The organism is Rhodocaloribacter litoris, from assembly GCF_011682235.2.
Taxonomy (GTDB): Bacteria; Bacteroidota; Rhodothermia; order Rhodothermales; family ISCAR-4553; genus Rhodocaloribacter; species Rhodocaloribacter litoris.
This window is the reverse complement of the sequence record NZ_CP076718.1, coordinates 659,873-678,382: the sequence shown is the minus strand read 5'-3', so window position 1 is coordinate 678,382 and position 18,510 is coordinate 659,873. Positions and strand designations below refer to the sequence as shown.

Below are 18,510 nucleotides of genomic sequence, written 5' to 3'. Positions count from 1 at the left end.
GTTGCGCGTGGGACCGGGCGGAGCGCCACGGATGAAGGACCGACCCGTACACGGCAGGTCAAAGCCGGTATCAGGCCGGGGTTCCCCCATCGTCGCGGCGGCGCATCGCTTCACCGCGGCGGCAGGCGGCCACGAGGTGCTGCATGCGCTCGTAGTGCGAGCCTTTCCAGTAGACCCGGTCGCACGAAGGACAGCGCATGAAGGCGTCGAAGACGTCCCGCACCCGTTCCGGCAGCCGCCCGGACACCGCGTCTTTCTCGACCGGCCGCAGCCGCGTGTTGCAGTCGAGGCAGCGCGTGAAGGGCGCCATCCAGTCGCGCAGGGCAAAGCGGTCGACCACCTCACGGAGCTGCCCTCCGGGGTGGCGTGCGCGGACGAAGTAGCCGTGGACGACCAGGCTGCGCTTGAGCAGGCCGCGATCGCGCGTGAGCAGAACGCGCCCCTCCGCGTGCGCCTGCCGGGCGAGGGCGTCGTCGCCGGCGAAAGGGTTGTACGCGGCGTCGAAGCCCAGCATGCGCAGGTACCGGGCCAGTCGCCGGAGGTGCACGTCGAGCAGGAAGGCGGGCGGGACCGGCAGGGCGGGCTGCAACGTGTTCGCAGCCGAAAGCAGGAAGAAGTGGGGGAAGACGGCAATCCGATCCCCGTCGCAGAGCGGGTGGCCGAAGTCGACCGGCGTGCCGTTGGCCAGCAACAGGGCCACCTCCGGATGGGGCACCCCGAGCGCTTCGATGGCATCCTTGACGGCGGGACGGCCCGTGAAGGTATACCACACCTCGGCGTGCCGCGCTTCCACGGGGAGGAAGTCGTTCAACCCGGCATAAAAGCGGAAGGTGGCGCAGGACATTTCGGCTTGCCGGTTGAAAGGTTGGAAAGGGTAGGACCTATAGCAACGCTGCACATTGCCCGTGTACTGGATTCACGGACGCAGGGGTATAGCGTTGGTCCATGCTATTGTCCATGCTATTGAAGGCGTCGTTGTGCAGCGCGATGTAGCCGCACCCTTTATGGGTGCGCCCCATGGCCCACAGGGGAGCCCGGACCGACGGGACGCGCAACACGTCCCGGGACGCGCAACGCGTCCAGCTCCGCGGCTACACGTGGGCCGTTCGCTCAGGGCAGCCATGCCCTCAATAACCATGACCTCCGCTATAGTCCGACGAGCAGGGCGTGTACGTTTCATTTAAAAGTGACAGGTAGCTGGCGCTGAATCTTCGATCTTTCAAGCGGCAAGCCGCGCAGGGTTTCAGGTTCCGGGCGTGAACATTCGAGGGCAACGCCGGGCCGGATTGCGCAAGAGCAGGAATTGCGGTAGACTCGAAAGGTTTTTTCGTCAGAACACGGGCGAGGAGGCGTCGAGGCATGACGTTAAAGAGCGGCATTCAGCCGGTACCGGGGGGCGCGGGGGCCTGCCTGATGGTGCACGGCGGGGCCTGGGACATTCCCGGCGACGTGCACGCCGACCATCTCGACGGGATGCGGCAGGCGCTGCGCCTCGGGCGCCGGCTGTTGCGCGAGGGGGCACCGGCCCGGCGTGTCGTCGCGGAGGTCGTCGCGGTCATGGAGTCGCACGGTGCTTTCGACGCCGGGCGGGGGGCGGTGCTCACGCTGGAGGGGACCGTCGAGCTGGATGCCGGCCTGATGGACGGCGCCACGCTCGACTACGGCGGGGTGCTGGGCGTTCGCCGGATCGAGAACCCGGTCCGCGTCGCGCACCGGCTGCTCGAAGCCTCCGACGGGCGGATGCGGCTCCTGGCATGCGAGGGCGCCGAGCGTTTCGCCGCCGCCCAGGGGTTCCCCCTCGTGGAGAACGAGGCGCTGATCTGCGCGCGCGAGCGGGCACGTTACGAGCAGCTCCGGCGGGAGGCCGTGCGCTATCATACCAGCCATCCCTTTCTTCCGCCGCAGGACCGCGCCCCGCAGGGGACCGTCGGGTGTGTGGCCCGGGACCGGCAGGGGCGGCTGGCCGCGGCCACCTCGACCGGCGGCACGCCGTTCCGGCCGTCCGGGCGCGTCGGCGACACGCCGCTGCCGGGGGCCGGCTACTATGCCACCGCGCAGGCGGCCGCCAGCGCCACCGGCTGGGGGGAGGCCATTGCGGCGGTGCTTCTCTGCGCGCGCGCCGTCGACCGGGTGGCCGAAGGACTCGGTCTCGAGGCGGTGGTCAGCGACCGGCTCCGGCACATGCACACGCGCATTCGCAATCCTGAGGGGCGGGGGGCCACCGGTGGCCTCCTCCTGCTCGATGCACACGGCCGGGGTGCCTGGGCCTTCACCACGCCCCGCATGGCCCGCGGGGGCTGGTACGAAGGCGGCGAGATCTGGGTGGAGGTCTGAGTCCGGTTGCAACCGGCGGTGCGCTCAGTCGAACACCAGGTTGAGGCCTGCCTCCAGCGTGCGGCCCGGGGCGGGCTCGAAGTAGCGCCCGCCGAAGGCGTTGATACTCACCGAGCCGCTGTACTGCACGTCGAGTACGTTGCCCGCCTTGAGGAAGGGTTCGAGCCGGGCCGTGCCGAGGTCGAGGCCGGTATGCCCGGCATATACGTCGAGGAGGGTATAGCCCGCGTTTCGGGTGGTGTTGGCGTCGTCGGTGTAGTGGGCGCTCACGGCTTCGAGTGTGAGGCGCCCCCAGAGGCCGTGGTGCGTCGTCTGGAGGCCGGCGAAGAGCCGGTGGTCCGGGACGCCCGGAAGCCGGTTGCCGTCGTGCTCGCCTTCGGAGAAGACGAATCGCCCGGCGGTGTAGGTCGTCGCCAGCGTGATGGACGGGTGGAGGGCCCAGGAGAGGGCCACCTCGACCCCGGTGTGGGTGAGCCCACCGCTGTTGCGGAAGAACGTGCGGTCCCCGCCCTCGGCCGTCTGGAAGGGCACCAGCCGGTTCATGACGTCCAGGTGGAAGACGGCCAGGTCGACGTCGAGCCGCAGGCGGGGGAGGGTACCGCGCAAGCCGGCTTCGAGGCCGCGGGTTCGTTCCGGTTCGAGGTCGGGGTTGAAGCCACCGGTGAGGTCGGGCCGGTTGACGAGTTCGGTCGTCGTGGGGGTTTCGAAGGCGGTGCGTGCGTTGACGAAGAGCTGGATCGGGTTCAGGGTGTAGGCCAGCCCGGCGGAGGGACTCAGGGCGAAGAAGGTACGGTTGCCCGACTGGTCGCCGTTCGAGAGGAGCCGGTCCGTCATGGCGAAGCGGAGGTGGTCGGCCCGGAGGCCGAGTGTGAGGTGCAGGCGGGCCGAGAGCGGCAGGCGGGCATAGCCGGCGGCCGCCAGGTTGCGCACGGTCTCGATCTGGTCGAGGAGGGGGCCGGGGCCGGGCCGCCCGCCGTCGTTGTCGAAGTTGCGCCGGTCGTCATGCTGGATGGCGGCGTCGAGGGCGAGGCCATAGGGGATGCGGGCACCCTCGTTGCGCCAGGTGAGGCGAAGGCCCCCGGCACGCCGGTCCAGGGCGATGTAGGCGAAGGGGAGGGGGTTGTCGAGGTCGCGTACGAGGCCGAAGGCGGTGGTGGCAAGGAGGCCGTTCGGGGTCTCGTGCAGGAGGGTGACGGCGGACTGGGCCTGGAAGCTGGTCTTGCCCGCGCCGGTGCCAGCGAAGCCGGGGTTGGCGGCGCGCGGGTTGGCGTTCATCTCGGCCCGGGTGAGGGAGCCGGGGTGCTCGGCGTCCTGGTCGGCCAGGGCGGTGGTGAGGCGGAGCCGGGTGCGGGGGCCGAGGTCGAAGTCGCCGTGGAGGCCGGCCCGGGTGAAGCGGCCGGCGCTGTGGGCGCGGTAGCCGTCGCGGCGGAAGTCGGAGGCGAAGCCGTGCAGGCGATGGCGTCCGGCGGGCAGGGCGGCCTCGGCAGCCAGGTGGCGGGTGCCGTAGGAGCCGGCCAGGGCCCGCACGCGGCCCGTGGGGTGGTCGGTGAAGGCGGCGGTCGTGAGGAAGAGTGCACCGCCGCCGCCGTTGCCCCAGAAGTGGGAGGCCGGTCCCCGGATCAACTCGGCGCGCCGGACGAAGGCGGGGTCCACGATGTCGAGCACGGCCTGGCCGTCGGGCATGGTGAGGGGGACGCCGTCGAGCAGGACCTGCACGCCCCGCACGCCGAAGGGGGCCCGGCTGCCCATGCCCCGCACGGCCAGGCGCTCGCCGAGGGCGAAGTGGCCCCGGTCGTTCACCCAGAGGCCGGGCAGGGAAGCGAGCACGTCGTCCAGGGAAAGGCCGGGGGTCCACCGTACGAGCGCCGGCGGGCGCGCCAGCACCGTCACGGCCAGCGGGGCTTCGTGTACGGTCTCGGTCCCCCGGGCCGCCGCGACCTCGATCTCGGGCAACGTGCCCGCCAGCGTGTCGGGTTGTTGCGCACGGGCGGCCAGGCATACAACCAGCAGGCCCGGGAACAGGGCGCACGCTGCGGTGAGGCGGAAGACGGGTCCGTTCATCTCGGCGGCGGGGTGGAGGGTGGTGCCGGGCAGGCGGTGCGTACACGCCGGAACGCCGCGCCGTTCCCCGGCGTTCCGGCCGGGTTACCAGCCGATACGCCGCCCGGGCCGCCGGGCGTCATCGCGGGCCGGGGAGGCCGAGGTCGCCGGGCGGAACACACCGGTCCACGAGGGCACGCCGGCCCCCGGTGTCACGGTGGGGGGCGGCGGGGCGGCTTCGGCGGCGGCCCGCCGGGCGTTGCGGGCTTCGGCGGGCCCTGCGCCCGAACGCACCGGGGGCGGCTCGATGGGGGCGGTCGTCGTTCGCCCGGTCACCGCCGGCGTCACCTCGCGTTTGAGCAGGGCGGCATAATCCGCTCCCTTCTGGAGGGTCACGTTCGTGTAGTAGAAGGCGAGGATGTCGCGGTAGGTGTGTCCCTGCCGGGCCATCTCGTGGGCGCCCCACTGGCTCAACCCCACGCCGTGCCCGAAGCCGCGCCCGTCGAACACGTATTCGTTGCCCCGGACGCGGGCATCGAACAGGGTGCTCTTGAGACTCGTCGTGCCGAAACGACGGAGGACGGCCAGGCGGAAGTCGTTGCCCGAGACGCTCCGCTCGGGGTTACCGAGCAGGGTGATGGTTTGCACACGCCCATCCCGGCTCCGCGCTTCGATGAGGAAGCCCTCGACACGGAAGCCGAAGGCCTCCGACAGGGCGTCGAGGAGCGCTTTCCGGGGCGCGACGAACTGCCAGGTCGCGTGGGGGGAGCGGTCATAGGGGTCGGGCCGTCCCCGGAGGTACGGGCGGGGAGGCGTGTTCCAGACGGCGTCGTTGTCGGCCGTGTGCCCGCCACTGGCCGCAAAGTAGACGGCTTCGACGGGGTGGCCGTCGTAGGTGAGAATCTCGCCGGCCGTCAGGCGGGCGGCTTCGCGGGCCGTCGGCGTGATGGCGTCGAGGCCGGTGTAGACCTGGGAGAGGGTGTGGTCGACGTGGTCGTAGGCCTCGCCAAACTTGCCGAGGGCGCGCAGGGCATACGTGCGGATGATGACGGCCATGGCCTTGGCTCCTTCGAGGTCATCGAAGCCGTACTCGCTGCCGACGACGCTGGCCACGTAGGTCTCGACGTCGATGTGGTTGACCAGTTGCAGTTGCCCGCCTTCGGCCGAGACGGACAGGCTGCCTCCGTACCGGCGGCTGAGGCCGGGGGAGGCACCCCGGGCCACCCGGACGGTGAGGGCGCCTCCGGCCGTGGGGACGGCCCGGAGCGAGAGCGCGTTCAGCCGGAGATCACCCATCTCCACGAACACCTCGCTTCCGCGCACGGATAGCGCGGCGATCTCACCGGGTGCAAGGCGATGCAGGGGTTCCACATTGGCACCGGCAAAGAGCAGCAGCCCCTCTTCGCCGGAGAGTTCGACGGTCTCGGGCTGGTGGCGGGTGAGGATGCGGATGCGCAGCAGCTCGTCGGCCGGCAGGGCGGCAGCCCGGGAACAGACCAGCACACAGGCCACCACCAGGAGGGCGGGGGAGCGTCGGAGGGAAAGCGCGGACATGGCGTCTCGTCCGGTTGACGGGGCGGTCGGGGCAAGCGGGCGTCTTCGACGGCGGCACGGCAGGCGGAGATGGAGGCCGGCCACGCTCGAGTCGCCGGAAAGATAGGCAAGCGGACCCCTCTCGTTCAAGTATCACTCGAACTGTAGGATGATAGGGGGTCAGAACGCCGGGGTGATGCGGAGCCAGAGCGTCGGGTCGGTGCCGGTGCCGGGGTCGCGCAGGGGCCAGACGAGTTCGAGGCGCAGGCGGCGGTCGTCCAGGCCGATGCCGAAGCCGGCGGCCGGGAGGACGTCGTCGAGAGCGAACGCCTGGCCGGGAGCGCCGGTCCAGCCGGCATCGAAGAGGCCGAAGACGTAGAGGCCATCCCACAGCAGGTCGTCGAGGGGGGAGTCCTCATAGAAGGCCAGTTCGGCGTTGGCGAGCAGGGCGCGTGTACCGGTGAAGGCGTTCTGGGGGTAGGCCCGCATGGAGCCGATGCCGCCGAGGGTGAACCACTTCTGGGGGGGGACCTCGCCCGTGGCCAGGCCGCCGCGCAGCCGCAGGTTCAGGCCGGTGTGCCCGGCCGGCAGGAGGTAGAGGCGGAGGTCGCCCGTGTAGCGGTTGAAGGCGAAGTCGCCGCCGAGACCGTCGCCGAACTCGGCTTCGAGCCGGAAGCCGGCCCCGCGCGGGCGGTCGTCGAAGTCCTCGACGCGGCCGCCTTCCAGCGTGAGGGCGAGCGTGTTCATCTCTCCGACCCGGATGTCCGGGTTGTCCCGGAAGCCCGGACCGCCGAAGAGGGACCACGAGGTGGTGCGGTTCAGTTGCGTATGGGACTCTTGCCGGAAGCCCGCGCCGGCCTGCAGGTACGGGGTCAGGTGGGTGACGGCGTAGATCGTCCAGCCCTCGGTCTCGAAATAGTCGAAAAAGTCGTTTCGGAAAAGCAGGGCGGCGGCCGTGTTCTCGAGCCAGCTCGACTTCCAGAGGTCGTCGGTGGTGGTCTGTTTCCGGTAGGCCCCGCCGAGCTTGACGTCGAACCCGTCGTTGCCGTAGCGGGGGCCCAGGCGTACCTCGAGGCCGGCTTCGTAGCGGAAGCGTTCGAGGCCGAAGGCATAGGCGACCTGTCCGTAGAGGCGGGACCGTTCGTAGCTGTCCCAGTCGAGCGGTCCCCGTCCGATGCCCAGGACGAGCCCTTCGACGCGGTTGTACCGGATCGCCGGGATGGGACGGTAGAGGGCGGTGGCGGGATACGGCCAGCGGTTCCAGACCTCCCCGACCATGGCGTAGGGGGTATCCCAGTCCGGTCGCCACCGGGCAGGGTGTGCGAAGGGGGGCCGGCGGTCGGGTGGGCGGTGCCGGCCCGTCGTCCGGCCTGCGGGTTCGTGGCGGGGGGACCGCAGGGTTCCGGCGTCGACGGCCGCGGCATAGGAGGCGTCATCGGGGGCGGTGAGGCGGCGCACGGTCACGAGGGCGTCGCGGAGGCTGCGTTCGATCGGGTAGAGGCGGTTGGCCAGGGCAAACCGCTCGCTGTCTTCGAGCTCGTGCCGCAGGTCGCGGAGCTGGTCGTAGAGGTCGAGCAGGAGCCGTTCGAGCTGCCGGAGGTCGTCCTCGCGGGCGGTGGAGACGGGACCCGGCGCGAGGCCGAGTGGCACGGTGGCGTCGGTGAGGTGACGGCGCATGGCCCGGAGACGCTCTCCCAGTTCTCCACTGTCGTGCTCGGCCAGCACCTCCCGGATGACACCGAGGACCGTTTGCAACGCCGAGACGACAAGGTTACGCTCGGCGGTGTAACGCGCCGTCGGAGCAGGGGCTTCCTGGGCGAGGGCCGGAAGGGCCAGCCCCAGGATCATCACCATGAGCAGGAGCGTGCGGCAGGCCGGGGTAACCAGCATGGCATCAGGGACCGGTGCGTGAGCGGGTGGAGGTGACGAGCGGGCAGGGCCGCCACGGAAGTACGCACCACGCCCCCGGATGGTTACAGGCGGGTCAGAGCACGCTGAGCGGGTGCCACGCCGGAGCCGGTATGTGTGCCAGGGCAACCCAGTCGAGGTGTTTATGGGAGGGACGCCCGGGTCGTCGTCCGGCCGGGAAGCCGGGGGAGGCTGCGGTACGCCGGCGGGCGGCATCCTCCGGAGACGCAACGGAGGAACCGGCCCGCTCCGGTGCGAGCAGGCGGTCAACGGGCTTCCAGACGGGCATGGTCATGTAGAAAAGGGAGATGGGCGATGTGCCGGTGAGGCAAAAGCCCCGGCCTCCTCTGACTAGAGGGACGCCTGGCCGGATCGCGTTTCGGGTGGTGAGACGTGACGTGCGCCGTTTTGGGAAAAATGCCTATGTGGAAAGGACGCGTTCGAAGGCGTCGGTGATGCGCTCGAGGTCGAAGGTGCGTTCGGCGTAGGCGCGGGCGTTGCGGCCGAGCCGGGCGCGCAGGTCGCCGTCGGCCAGCAGGGTTTCGGCGGCTGCCACGAAGGCGCCGGCATCGCCGGGGGCGACCACGCGGCCGGCCTCCTCCCGCGCGACGATGCGGGCGGCCAGGTTTTCCGGCGGCACGGCCAGCAGCACCGGCCGCGCGGCACACAGGTACGTGAGCACTTTCGACGGCACGGAGAAGACGCCGGCGTCGGGTTCGAGGAGGGCCAGGAGCACGTCGGCCGCGCCGAGGACGTCGGGGAGCCGTTCGAAGGGCTGGAAGCCGAAGAGGAGCAGGTTGTCCAGGCCGTGGGCCGCCTGCTGTTCCCGCAGCCAGTCCGCCCCCAGGCCTTCGGAGACGACAACCACCCGCACGTCCGGCGTGTCGCGGAAGTGCCGGGCCAGGCGCACGAGCAGGGCGGGGTCGTGCTTCATGCCCAGGTTGCCCGAATAGAGGAGCACGCGCCGGCCGGCCAGCCCGTGGGCCCGGCTCCAGGCGTTGTCCTTCGGGCGCACGGGCGTCTTTTCCAGCGGGGCCCAGTTCTCGATCACGTGCAGCCGGTCCGCCGGCACGCCGCGCCGGGTGAGCAGGGGAACGAAGTCGTCCGTGATGACCACGGCGGCGTCGCTCCGGCGGAGCAGGCGGCCTTCGAGGCGCACATAGTAGCGCCCGACGAGGTCGCCGGCGAGGGGGAGCTTGCGCCGGAGGACCCGGTGGGCGGCCTCCCCGAGCAGGTCCTGCACCCAGAACACGAACCGCGTGCCCCGGCGACGGCAGGCGGCCAGGAGCCGGGCCTGGGCGTCGAGCGGGGTGTTGCCCGAGAGGACGACGTCCGGCCGGAAGCGTACCACCACACCGGTGAGGCGGCGGCCGTAGTCCACCTCCTGCCGCCACCGCCGGACGTAGCGGTACTTGTCCAGCGTCTCGGGCAGGCGGACGGCCTCCACGTCGAACGCCGGCGGGTCCTCGGCGAGGCGGTGCATGATGCCGTGGGCCGTGTTGGGCAGCGAGCCGCAGTAGGTGTGCAGCACGTCGTGCCCGCGCCGCGCCAGCGCCCGGCTGAGCTGCACCTGAAACGGGTGGCCGGCATAGTCGTGGACGAGGATGCGCATGGGCGGGGTCGCTTGAAGTCGATGCGTTTAACGGTCGGACCGGATGATATTGCAGGCAGGGTGCGTTAGATTGATAGCGGGCACGGTGAGCCGCAGGAGGTTTCAGCGTCGCTGCATGAACCGGTCGATGCCGGTCAGGTTCAGGCCCCGGGCCGTTTTTCTGAAAGGATCCAGCACAGGTTCATGATTGCTACACTGGAGTGGATCGCTTGTCCATACTGCGGGGCGGATGACGCGGCCCCCTGGGGCGAGGAAGCCGGCTACACGGCCGTGCAATGTCGGCCGTGCGGCTTCGTTTACGTCAACCCGCGCCCCCCGCTCGACGCCATCGATGAGGCGGCGCAGACGGGTATTCACACCACGGAGCGCGGGACGGTCAACGTGGTGAGCAGGATAGGTTTTCGCCGTGACAAGGTGCGCATGTTCAGGAAGCGGATGGCCGCGCTGTATCCCGAGCATGAACTGCGTGCTCGCCCGGTACGCTGGCTGGATGTGGGGGCCGGGTTTGGAGAGTTGCTGGCCGCACTGGAGAATCTCGTGCACCCTGCTTCCCGCCTTGAAGGGATCGAACCCTGTTTGCCCAAGGTGGAGGTGGCCCGGCGGCACGGATTGTACGTGTCGGCCCGAACGCTCAGCGAAGTGCACGAAACGTATGACGTCATCTCGCTCATCAATGTCTTCTCGCATCTGCCCGACCCGGCCGCTTTTCTCGGAGAGCTCACCCGGCGTCTCGAACCCGATGGGGAGATCGTCCTTGTGACCGGGAACGGGGCGGATGTGCGCAGGGAGGAATATCCGGATGCACTGTGCCTGCCGGACCATCTCGTCTTTGCCGGAGAGCGGCACGTCCGCGGCCTGTTTGATCGCCTGGGATTCGAAATGGTGCAGGTGCATCGATACCGGTACTTTCTCCTGGACCCCTTGCCCCTGCGTGTCGTCAAGAACGTCGTCAAGCGGGTGCTGGGACGGCCTGTGACGCGTCCCAACACCGGACCGTTTCGGTCCCTTTTCGTGCGTGCCCGGAGGAAGGCTCACGTGCCACGCCGGTAGGCTTGCCGGCGTCGTAGGGGATGGGCGAGGCGCGTAGCCAGCGGGCGCAACCGGTAGTGGACCGTGACCATGAAGTGCCGGCGGCTTTGCCCGCGAAAGCGGGGGCCGCGATAAAAGACCGGTATGTGGAGCTTGGCGCTTCCCTGGCAGTGCAGGGCCAGAAAATCGACGGGACGGCCGAGCCGGCGATGATGGCCCCGGGGATAGGGGGAGGCGGACCAGTCGAGGCGTTTGATGGAACCGGCCATCTCGTAAGCGTCGGGGATTTCGTTTTCAGGCGTGTTGAGGTTGAGATCGACCGTCGTGTCGTTGGAGACCTTCAGAAAGTTGGCGGTTCGGTCCAGGCCATGTTCGAGCGCGAAGCGGTAGAGGGCCGTCATGTCGCAGAGTCCACCGGGAAGGCCGTTTCGAAGATGGTACTGCCATTTTTCCTGAAAGGGGGCGAAGGCTTCGGGCCGGGTATACACGTCCATCAGGAAGTCGCAGAAACGGTCAATTGTGGCTTGCGTCCAGTAGGAGACATGGGGGAAGGCCGCCCAGCGATACGCGGTCTGCATCTCGGGGAGGCACAGGCCCAGGGATTGCCCGTCGATATGCCGGGCGTCAAGAACACGGGCGCTTGCATAGAGCATGACGTCTGAATCCAGAACGAAGGCCGTCTCCAGGCCAGCCGACCGCATGAAGGCGCGCAGCAGAAACCAGCGCTGAAAGCAGACCAGTTCGAAGTCGTATCGGTTGGTCGAGTGATGCCGGTAGACTTGGGCAAAAGCCCGGGTGGCACCGGCGAACTGTGCGGCGTCGACGTGGTGAAGGAAGGGAAATCGTGCATTGGCCGCATTGCCCAGAAGGTATATGTCGTTTTCCGGGTCGGCGGCGCGGGCTTGCCGGAGCGTGAAGGGCAGATAGTCGCTGAATCCTTGATGAATGAAAACGAGGGGGGAGGGCATAGGGCGGCGTCTCAGGCGGAAAGATGATGGGCGGGGTCTTCGGCGTAGCGGATGGCGGCTTCGAGGCCGTCGACCATCTGGGTGAGGGTCAGATGGGAGCGGGCATACGCGAGCGCCTCGTGTGAAAAGCGCGCCTGCTGGTCGAGCACCGTCTCGAGCGCGGCCAGCAGCGCCGCCGGATTGCCGTGTTCCGCGAGCATGCCATTGCGGCCCGGCTTCACGAAAGCGATCTCCGGGCTGTGGAAGCGGCGGCCGTCGGGCGGTGCGGCCTGCGACACCACGGGTACGCCAAAGGCGAAGGCGTGGTTGACCGAAAGGCCCAGATAGCCCGGCTGAAACATCACGTCTGCGGCGAAAAGGTAGGGGGCGGACGCTTCCCATGTCTTCATGGCACCGAGGAAGCGGACGTTTTCAATGTGGTCCTTCCGCACGCGTTCTTCCATGGCCGTGCGGTCCGGCCCGTCGCCGATGATGAGCAAGTGGGCCGGTCTCCGGGCCTGCAGGGCCGAGAAGACGTCGAGCAGCAGGCCGGTGCCCTTTTCCGGGATCAGCCGGCCAATGAAAACGAGCACCGGGTGATCCTCGGGGAGGTTCAGGCGGCGACGTACGCGGGCTTTCCCTTCGGCGGCCAGGTGGTCGTAAAGCGCGAAGAGCGTGTCCGTGTCCAGGGTGTTGCGGGCCACGAAAAGGCGTTCTGCCGGTATGAACGGGCGCAGGAGATCCGCGATCTCTTCGGTGTAGCATACCACGGCCTCGGCCTGGCGGGCCAGCCAGATGCGGTAGCGATCCGCCCGGTTCTCCGGCGAAAAGGGGCGGTTGTTCGACGAAAAGTGTCCCCAGAGCACGCGCCCGATTCCATGGCGCCTTGCGTAGCGCAGCAACCAGGGCTGGGTTAAGGTACGGGGGGATTCCTCGGCCATGATCACGGACGGCCTGCCGCCTTCCCGAAAGGCCCGTCCAAAGCATTGGGCGTGTACCTTCTCCCCGCGCCACCACAGGTTCCGCAGGTGAATAACCCGGTAGCCCCGCTGCTCCTCGTCGGTGATCGATTGCAGGGCGGTTGCCTCCGGGGCCTGCCCGGAGCACACGATCAGGCGCCCCCCGAGACGTTCGTTCAACCGCTCCAGCACCGCTACGCGGTAATTGAAGGGGAGCATGCGGGGGAAATAGAATATGGGCGATTCCATGCCGGGCATATGTCGAAAGGAGGCAGACAACAAGGGTCAAAGATGCGTGTCGAAGGGTCTGGGGGAGTATGCCGGCCAGGGCATGAAAAAGGCGTAGTAGGTGGCGTATACCGCCGTTATGAACACTTCCGACAGGACCGTTACCAGCGCCGCGCCGTCGATGCCGTAACGTGGAATTACCAGAACGTTGGCCCCTATGTTCAACAGGGTGGCCAAGGCCAGGGTCAGAATGGGGAGACGATGACGATTCATCGAGATGAAGGCCACGTAGAACAGGCTACTCAGGCAGGTGAACGGAAAGGTCCATGCCAGGATGCGGAGCGTCTGGATGGCGGGCGCGAAGCCGGGATCGGGCACCAGCAGGTGGATGATGAACGGGGCCAGCCACGTCAGCGCCAGGGCTGTGAGCATCCCGGTTCCGCCCAGGCCTGCCAGGCCCTGGTATAACAGCCGCCGAAAAGCGGACGGGTTGGTTTCCTGGTAGGTGGCCGACAGGCGCGGGAAAAGGGCGCTGTAGGCCACCACAAAGGGGATGAGGCCCAGGGCTTGCAGGATGCGGTAGGCCTGGGCGTACTGGCCGGTCGGGACCTCCCCCAGCATGACCTCGATCATGACGAGGTCGGTGCGGGTATAGAAAACGGTCAGAAAGCCCGCGATCCCGAGCGGAATCATGGCCGGGAGCGTCGGTCGCAGAAAGGAAAAGGTAAAAGCTCGAAGACGGAAAGGGGCAAGGTGGCGGGCCACCCAGACGAGGTTGACCGTGGTGACGAAGGCCATCCCGGTGGCCATGCCGGCCAGGGTCCAGGTAGCCTGCCGGGTTTGCCAGAGCATAAGGGTGCCGCACGCAATGACGATGGCCTTTTCCAGTACCGTCGAAATGGCCTCGACGCGCAGGATTTCGAAGGCACGAAAGTAGACCCGTACGTAATAGAGCAGGTTTTCCATCGACCAGTAAAAACCGGCGAAGACGACCGCAAGCAGTCCGTCGGGGGTGTAATGCATCAGATAGGCCGCGATCACGGCGACCAGGATGCCGGCAAAGAGAAGCGTGCTTCGGAGCGGGATAAAGTTGGAGAAAAAAGTGCCGGCGTGCTCGGGATGCCGGGCTACTTCCCGAAGCGTGTACTGGGACATGCCGAGGTCAGAGAACGAGCCGGCCATCGTAGCCAGGGCCAGGGCCGCCGACAGGACGCCGTATTCGTAGGTGCCCAGCAGGCGCGGGCTGAGTGAGACAAGAAAGAAGATCCAGAAAGGCTTTACCGCCAGGCTTGCAGCCCCCAGCCACGTTATGTTCTTTAAAATGTGAGAACGCATAAGGCCGGGCGTCAAGACTCGATCGGGTCAGCCGCTTTGGATGCCCGTTCCCTTATTCCGGCGACCAACCCGCCGAGTATACCGATCATAAGCGTGCGATCCGAGTTGGTGAACGGGTTCTCGGTGTTGGCCACCAGGGCCTCTGCGGTGAAAGCGGCAACGACGATCAGGCCCGTGATTCGTGGCAGGAACGGCAGGTTGGCTTGGCGCCAGAGGCGAAGGGCTTGCCATATGGTACTGAAATAGAAAAAGAAAAGCAGCGAAGCACCGGTGAGTCCATGCCGGTACAGAGCCCCCAGATAGCCGTTATGTATGAAAGAGGTTTCGTGGGTGAATTCATATACGATGCTGTAGTAGTGATAGGGTACTCCGAGCCCATATCCGAGAATCGGATTGTGCAGGATATAATCCCAGACGGCTTTCATTTCTATGAACCTGTTTACGAGAGAAATGTCTGCCGTAGTTGCCGTTTCGAGTGAACCGAGGCGGTTGATCAATCCCAGTACGACCAGGGAAAAGAAGTCGTCAAACAAAAGAATACCCAGTAGAACGAATACGGTTATGCCTGATAGGATGATAAGAAAAAGCTGAGCTTTTCGTTTGCGATCTATCAGGATAAAGATGACAAAGGTTCCCAGGGCAAACGAGATCCAGAGCGCCCGGCTCTGGCCGATGACTACGCCGGTGAATAAAAAAATGAATACAAGCAGTAGAGGTATTTTTCTCCGGTAATGCTGCACACCCAGGAAAAGTGCCAGGCACGCCAGGCTCATCATCATGAGTACATGTTCGTTTTCTGTGACCCTGCCGCCTGCAATTTGCCACAGGGCCGTTGCACTCCGGAAGCCGAGCCAGTATTCATACAGGTTGCGCAGTGCGATGAAAAAGCCGATCCATGCAAGGATGATGAAGAAGTGGCGTAGAGACGACGCACGGCGTGAGCAGGCCTCTTTGACGGGAAAATAGAAGGCCAGCATGCTGAGCGACAGCCACTCGCTGAGCATCACGGTACCATCGCCGCCATGTAAAAAGGTGAAAGGAAAGGAGAGGGTTACGTAGATCAAAAAGAGCCAGAGCGACCAGTCGGTCGTGGTCTGGAGGACTGGATCGCGGTAGAAGAAGAAGCGACTTGTGAACCAGTAGCCCAGAAAACCGAGATACAGTAGACCGTAGAATATTTCCTCAACCTGAAACCCTTCCTTGTACCGGGCCACCAGGACGAACGCGGCCAGGGTGAAGTACAGGAAACGTGTCGTGTTTTTTCCCAGCCACCATAACCAGAGCAGCCCCAGCAGCACGACCGGCAGGAAAGCGACCAGGTCCGGGGCGCTCCAGGTCAGGTAGAGCACGAGCAGCAGCCCGAACGCCAGGCCGCTCCACAGCGCAAAGCGGCCCCGGGCGCCGAGCGTCTCGGGGGTGAGCGCGGAAGCATTCATGAGGACGGGGCGGCGGCGTCGCGCAGGCGGCGGGCGAAATACGCGTGGTTGCGCTGCCACCAGGTGTAGACGAGCACGAACACGACGGCCAGGATGAAGGCCGACAGCGTGGCCGCGATGCAGATGATCGAGCGTTTCGGCTTGGCCTTGCGCTCGGGCGGCACGGCCGGATCCACCACCTGCACGGCCTCGACCCGTTGCTGCTCCTCGAACCGGGCCTGCTCCAGCAGGGGGGCCACCAGCTCCAGGATCCGCTCCTGGATGATACGCTCCATCTCCAGGTTGGCGTACTGCCGGATCATCTGCGGGGCCTCTTCCTGCGAGACGGGCAGCACCTGCTCGCGGCCGGCCAGCGCCTCGCGGTACTTGCGCTGGGCCGCCTGGACCAGCTCGCCCAGGCGTTGCACCTGCGGGTTCTCCGGTCCCAGTTGTTCGCGGAAGGCTTCATACTGGATCTCCAGTTGCAGCGCGCTGGCGCGAAGCTGGGCCAGCTGGTCGAAGAAAGCCTCCGTCTGGGCCTGCAGGTCATAGACCCCGTAGCGTCGCTGGAACGCCGCGAGCGAGTCGAGGAGGGCGTCCCGCATCCGCCGGGACTCGTCGTAGCGCAGCTCCACATACCGCCGGAAGCTGCCCGCCGTCTGCGACGAGAGCTCGGCGTTGCGCCGGTTCAGCTCCTCGACGAAGAAGTTGGCCATGGCCGCCGCCCGCTCCGGGTCCTTGTCGAGCACTTCGATCGAGAGGAACTCGTATTCGTTGTCGATGACGAACTCGACGTTTTGCCCAAGGGTCTTGATGGCATCCTCGCGGGGGGTCTGCTTGCCTTCGAGTTCGTAGACCCGGATCAGATCGAAGCGGTCGATGACGTTTTCGAACGTGGTGCGGCTGCTGAGGATGGCGAGGTAGCGGGTATAGTCCCCGCCGGCACCGCCGATGAGGGAGCGGGCGGCCGAGGAGAGGTTCCCCAGGATGGCGGAGGCCAGCCCGCTGGCGCCGCCGCTTTCGGGCAGGAGCAGCCGGGCTTCGGCCCGGTACCAGTTGGGCAGGAGCAGGCTGATGACGACCGAGAGGACGGCCACGGTGCCGGTAACGCCGGCGATGAAGCGGCGCCAGCGGTAGAGCGTCCCCAGCGTGTCCCAGAGGTTGTTCTCGGCCCGCTCACGCCGTGCCTGTTCGTGCCTGCCGGCAGGGAGCGTGTCGCCTTCGATGCGTTGTGCCGTGTGCGTCTCCATCGCGTGCGGTTCTAATTTCGGCTGATCGTGACGATCAACGCCACGAGCGAGGCGATGGTGCCCGCGGTCTGGAGGATCGTCTGGACGGTGCGGATGCGGGCGTCGGCACGGAAGCGCCCCTCTTCCAGAACCAGCCGCTGCATCTCGGGCGAGTCGGCGATGTCCTGCTTGCGGTCGAGGAAGATCAGGTCGCCGGACTCGATCCTGGCCTGGTCGGCCGGGACGTAGGCTCCGGTGGCGCCGTCGACCACGTAGGCCCTGGCGGCCAGCGGGCCGGCCCCCCCGGCGGCTTCGATGTAATAGCGGGCGTCCTTGCCGGGCACGTAGGCCACGAAGCCGGGGCGCACCACCTGCCCGAAGACGTACACCGTCTGCTCGTCGCGCGGTACCACCAGGCGGTCCCCGTCGCGCAGGTAGACCGGGTCGGTTCGCTCCTCGAGCAGGTCCACCAGGCTGACGGAGACCCGGTTCTGCAGGCGAAGCTCCCGGGCGAAATAGGCCCGGCTGAGAAAGTCGAGGTCGGCCATGCGGAGGCGCTGCAGGATCTCCACCGAATCCCGGGGAACGACGACCGGGGGCGGGGGGCGCAGCTCGAAGCGGTTCTGGGTGAAGCGTTTCGGGGTGGGCTCGGGCAGGACGATGCGTTCGAGGTAGGCCATGCGGACGGAGGCCTCCGGGCGCAGCCCGCCGGCGAGCGCGATGAGGTCCTGCACGGTGGTGCGTCCCTGCTCGATGGGATAGGTGCCGGGGTGATGGACGAAGCCCTCGATGGTGGCCGTGCCGCCCGGGAGGCGGGCCGTGCCGATGGAGAGGTGGTCCCGCGGCTGGAGGACGATCGACAGGTCTTCCGGCGCCAGCAGGCGGGTCTCGACGGTGCCGTCGGCGTGGCGGCGGGTCAGGCGTACCGGGCCGAGCGATGCCGGGTCGGCCTTGCCGGCGGCCAGGGCCAGCAGGTCGCCGGCCGTCTCCCCCGGGTGATGGTCGTAGGCGCCGGGGAAGGGCACCTCGCCGTCCACGTAGACGCTGGCGAAGCGCGGGTCGTAGGCCGGCACGTAGATGACGTCCCCGTCGCTCAGGTACGGGTTGTGGGCCGTCTCGCCGGTGACGAAGTAGCGCAAGAGGTCGATGTGCCGCTCGGTGCCGTCCCGGCGTACCAGGGTGATGTTGCGCAGCGAGGGGCGGTAGTTGAAGTTGCCAACGGGGGTGCGGGTGGTGTCCGCAAAGGCCATCTCGAGCACCGTGGCGACACGGGCCACCGGCATGGCCAGGTAGCGCCCCGGCACGGGCACGGCCCCGGTGACGTGGACGTAGAACTGGCGCGGCTGGGCCAGCGACACGTTCACCGCCACGTTCCGGAAACGGGCCTTCAGCGCCCGGCGGGCCCGGCTCCGGGCCTCGGCCAGCGTCAGGCCGGCCACCGGAACCCCCCCCACGTCGGGCAGGATGAGCTGGCCGTCCGCCGTCACCGGGATCGGTGGGATCTCGGCCTCCAGCCCCTCGATGACGACGCTGAAATAGTCTCCCGGCCCCACGACGTACGCCGACGAGTCGACGGCCCCTTCCATCGGCAGGAGCGCGCTCGAAAAGACGGACTCGGTGAGACGGCGACGCAGCAACTCGACGGGATTGCCCGTGCCGAAGTCGAACAGGCCGGTGGTGCCGGTGCGCTGCTGGGCCTGCCCGGGATCCGGCAGGAAGGCATACCACAGCACCAGCAGGCAGACAGCCAGCTTCCGGACCGCGCCGGCCGTGCACGGAACCGGTACGCGCGGCGATACAGGATGCTTCATGGATACGGGGTCAGGGGAATGGAAACAACCGGACGGGTACATGTCCGCAAAAAAACGCGGCGGTCTGTCAGGGACGCAAACGGGAGCGATTCGTAACAGTCGCGTATAGGCGCCGGTCGCTGGAGATGGG

General features: G+C 67.5%; 14 protein-coding genes. 2 read left to right on the top strand and 12 right to left on the bottom strand.

Annotation, left to right across the window (positions count from 1 at the left end):
* Positions 1-70: 70 nt before the first annotated feature.
* Positions 71-844, bottom strand: a complete 774-nt coding sequence (locus GQ464_RS02795; protein ID WP_166976476.1) for a Mut7-C RNAse domain-containing protein — start codon at positions 842-844, stop codon at positions 71-73.
* A gap of 515 nt (positions 845-1,359) precedes the next feature.
* Here GQ464_RS02795 and GQ464_RS02790 point away from each other — a divergent pair.
* Entirely contained in the window at positions 1,360-2,334 is a 975-nt protein-coding gene (locus GQ464_RS02790; protein WP_166976477.1) for an isoaspartyl peptidase/L-asparaginase, read from the top strand.
* Positions 2,335-2,358: 24 nt separating this feature from the next.
* On the opposite strand, the gene GQ464_RS02785 is transcribed toward GQ464_RS02790, so the two are convergent.
* The 5 genes from GQ464_RS02785 to GQ464_RS02765 form a co-directional block, all read right to left on the bottom strand.
* Positions 2,359-4,395 (bottom strand): TonB-dependent receptor family protein, encoded by a 2,037-nt coding sequence (locus GQ464_RS02785; RefSeq protein WP_166976478.1) that lies wholly within the window; start codon positions 4,393-4,395, stop codon positions 2,359-2,361.
* Positions 4,396-4,479: 84 nt separating this feature from the next.
* Entirely contained in the window at positions 4,480-5,928 is a 1,449-nt protein-coding gene (locus GQ464_RS02780; protein WP_228350540.1) for a SpoIID/LytB domain-containing protein, read from the bottom strand.
* A gap of 159 nt (positions 5,929-6,087) precedes the next feature.
* The gene (locus GQ464_RS02775) at positions 6,088-7,797 is read right to left on the bottom strand and encodes a BamA/TamA family outer membrane protein (protein ID WP_166980469.1); all 1,710 of its coding nucleotides are present in this window, start codon (positions 7,795-7,797) and stop codon (positions 6,088-6,090) included.
* Positions 7,798-7,891: 94 nt separating this feature from the next.
* The gene (locus GQ464_RS02770) at positions 7,892-8,110 is read right to left on the bottom strand and encodes a hypothetical protein (protein ID WP_228350539.1); all 219 of its coding nucleotides are present in this window, start codon (positions 8,108-8,110) and stop codon (positions 7,892-7,894) included.
* A gap of 126 nt (positions 8,111-8,236) precedes the next feature.
* Entirely contained in the window at positions 8,237-9,427 is a 1,191-nt protein-coding gene (locus GQ464_RS02765) for a glycosyltransferase family 4 protein (protein WP_166980471.1), read from the bottom strand.
* Positions 9,428-9,610: 183 nt separating this feature from the next.
* On the opposite strand from GQ464_RS02765, the gene GQ464_RS02760 reads away from it, so the two are divergent.
* Complete coding sequence (locus GQ464_RS02760) at positions 9,611-10,477, top strand: class I SAM-dependent methyltransferase (RefSeq protein ID WP_166980473.1); 867 nt, start codon at positions 9,611-9,613, stop codon at positions 10,475-10,477.
* On the opposite strand, the gene GQ464_RS02755 is transcribed toward GQ464_RS02760, so the two are convergent.
* Genes GQ464_RS02755 through GQ464_RS02730 form a run of 6 tightly spaced genes read right to left on the bottom strand, consistent with a single transcriptional unit; the run spans position 10,459 to position 18,380 of the window.
* Positions 10,459-11,424: a hypothetical protein gene (locus GQ464_RS02755; protein WP_166980475.1), complete on the bottom strand. Its 966-nt coding sequence runs from the start codon at positions 11,422-11,424 to the stop codon at positions 10,459-10,461. The genes GQ464_RS02760 and GQ464_RS02755 overlap by 19 nt on opposite strands.
* A gap of 11 nt (positions 11,425-11,435) precedes the next feature.
* Positions 11,436-12,611, bottom strand: a complete 1,176-nt coding sequence (locus tag GQ464_RS02750) for a glycosyltransferase family 4 protein (RefSeq protein ID WP_166980477.1) — start codon at positions 12,609-12,611, stop codon at positions 11,436-11,438.
* 36 nt (positions 12,612-12,647) lie between these two features.
* Positions 12,648-13,925, bottom strand: a complete 1,278-nt coding sequence (locus GQ464_RS02745; RefSeq protein WP_166980479.1) for a flippase — start codon at positions 13,923-13,925, stop codon at positions 12,648-12,650.
* 11 nt (positions 13,926-13,936) lie between these two features.
* Complete coding sequence (locus GQ464_RS02740; protein ID WP_166980481.1) at positions 13,937-15,361, bottom strand: O-antigen ligase family protein; 1,425 nt, start codon at positions 15,359-15,361, stop codon at positions 13,937-13,939.
* Positions 15,358-16,590: a GumC family protein gene (locus GQ464_RS02735; RefSeq protein ID WP_166980483.1), complete on the bottom strand. Its 1,233-nt coding sequence runs from the start codon at positions 16,588-16,590 to the stop codon at positions 15,358-15,360. The genes GQ464_RS02740 and GQ464_RS02735 overlap by 4 nt, the downstream gene beginning before the upstream one ends.
* Before the next feature lie 11 nt (positions 16,591-16,601).
* Positions 16,602-18,380: a polysaccharide biosynthesis/export family protein gene (locus tag GQ464_RS02730; RefSeq protein WP_166980485.1), complete on the bottom strand. Its 1,779-nt coding sequence runs from the start codon at positions 18,378-18,380 to the stop codon at positions 16,602-16,604.
* Positions 18,381-18,510: the final 130 nt, after the last annotated feature.

Bases quoted from the DNA above. Each gene is read 5' to 3' on its own strand.
- GQ464_RS02795 (WP_166976476.1), bottom strand. From the start codon at position 844: ATGTCCTGCGCCACCTTCCGCTTTTATGCCGGGTTGAACGACTTCCTC.
- GQ464_RS02790 (WP_166976477.1), top strand. From the start codon at position 1,360: ATGACGTTAAAGAGCGGCATTCAGCCGGTACCGGGGGGCGCGGGGGCC.
- GQ464_RS02785 (WP_166976478.1), bottom strand. From the start codon at position 4,395: ATGAACGGACCCGTCTTCCGCCTCACCGCAGCGTGCGCCCTGTTCCCG.
- GQ464_RS02780 (WP_228350540.1), bottom strand. From the start codon at position 5,928: ATGTCCGCGCTTTCCCTCCGACGCTCCCCCGCCCTCCTGGTGGTGGCC.
- GQ464_RS02775 (WP_166980469.1), bottom strand. From the start codon at position 7,797: ATGCTGGTTACCCCGGCCTGCCGCACGCTCCTGCTCATGGTGATGATC.
- GQ464_RS02770 (WP_228350539.1), bottom strand. From the start codon at position 8,110: ATGACCATGCCCGTCTGGAAGCCCGTTGACCGCCTGCTCGCACCGGAG.
- GQ464_RS02765 (WP_166980471.1), bottom strand. From the start codon at position 9,427: ATGCGCATCCTCGTCCACGACTATGCCGGCCACCCGTTTCAGGTGCAG.
- GQ464_RS02760 (WP_166980473.1), top strand. From the start codon at position 9,611: ATGATTGCTACACTGGAGTGGATCGCTTGTCCATACTGCGGGGCGGAT.
- GQ464_RS02755 (WP_166980475.1), bottom strand. From the start codon at position 11,424: ATGCCCTCCCCCCTCGTTTTCATTCATCAAGGATTCAGCGACTATCTG.
- GQ464_RS02750 (WP_166980477.1), bottom strand. From the start codon at position 12,611: ATGGAATCGCCCATATTCTATTTCCCCCGCATGCTCCCCTTCAATTAC.
- GQ464_RS02745 (WP_166980479.1), bottom strand. From the start codon at position 13,925: ATGCGTTCTCACATTTTAAAGAACATAACGTGGCTGGGGGCTGCAAGC.
- GQ464_RS02740 (WP_166980481.1), bottom strand. From the start codon at position 15,361: ATGAATGCTTCCGCGCTCACCCCCGAGACGCTCGGCGCCCGGGGCCGC.
- GQ464_RS02735 (WP_166980483.1), bottom strand. From the start codon at position 16,590: ATGGAGACGCACACGGCACAACGCATCGAAGGCGACACGCTCCCTGCC.
- GQ464_RS02730 (WP_166980485.1), bottom strand. From the start codon at position 18,380: ATGAAGCATCCTGTATCGCCGCGCGTACCGGTTCCGTGCACGGCCGGC.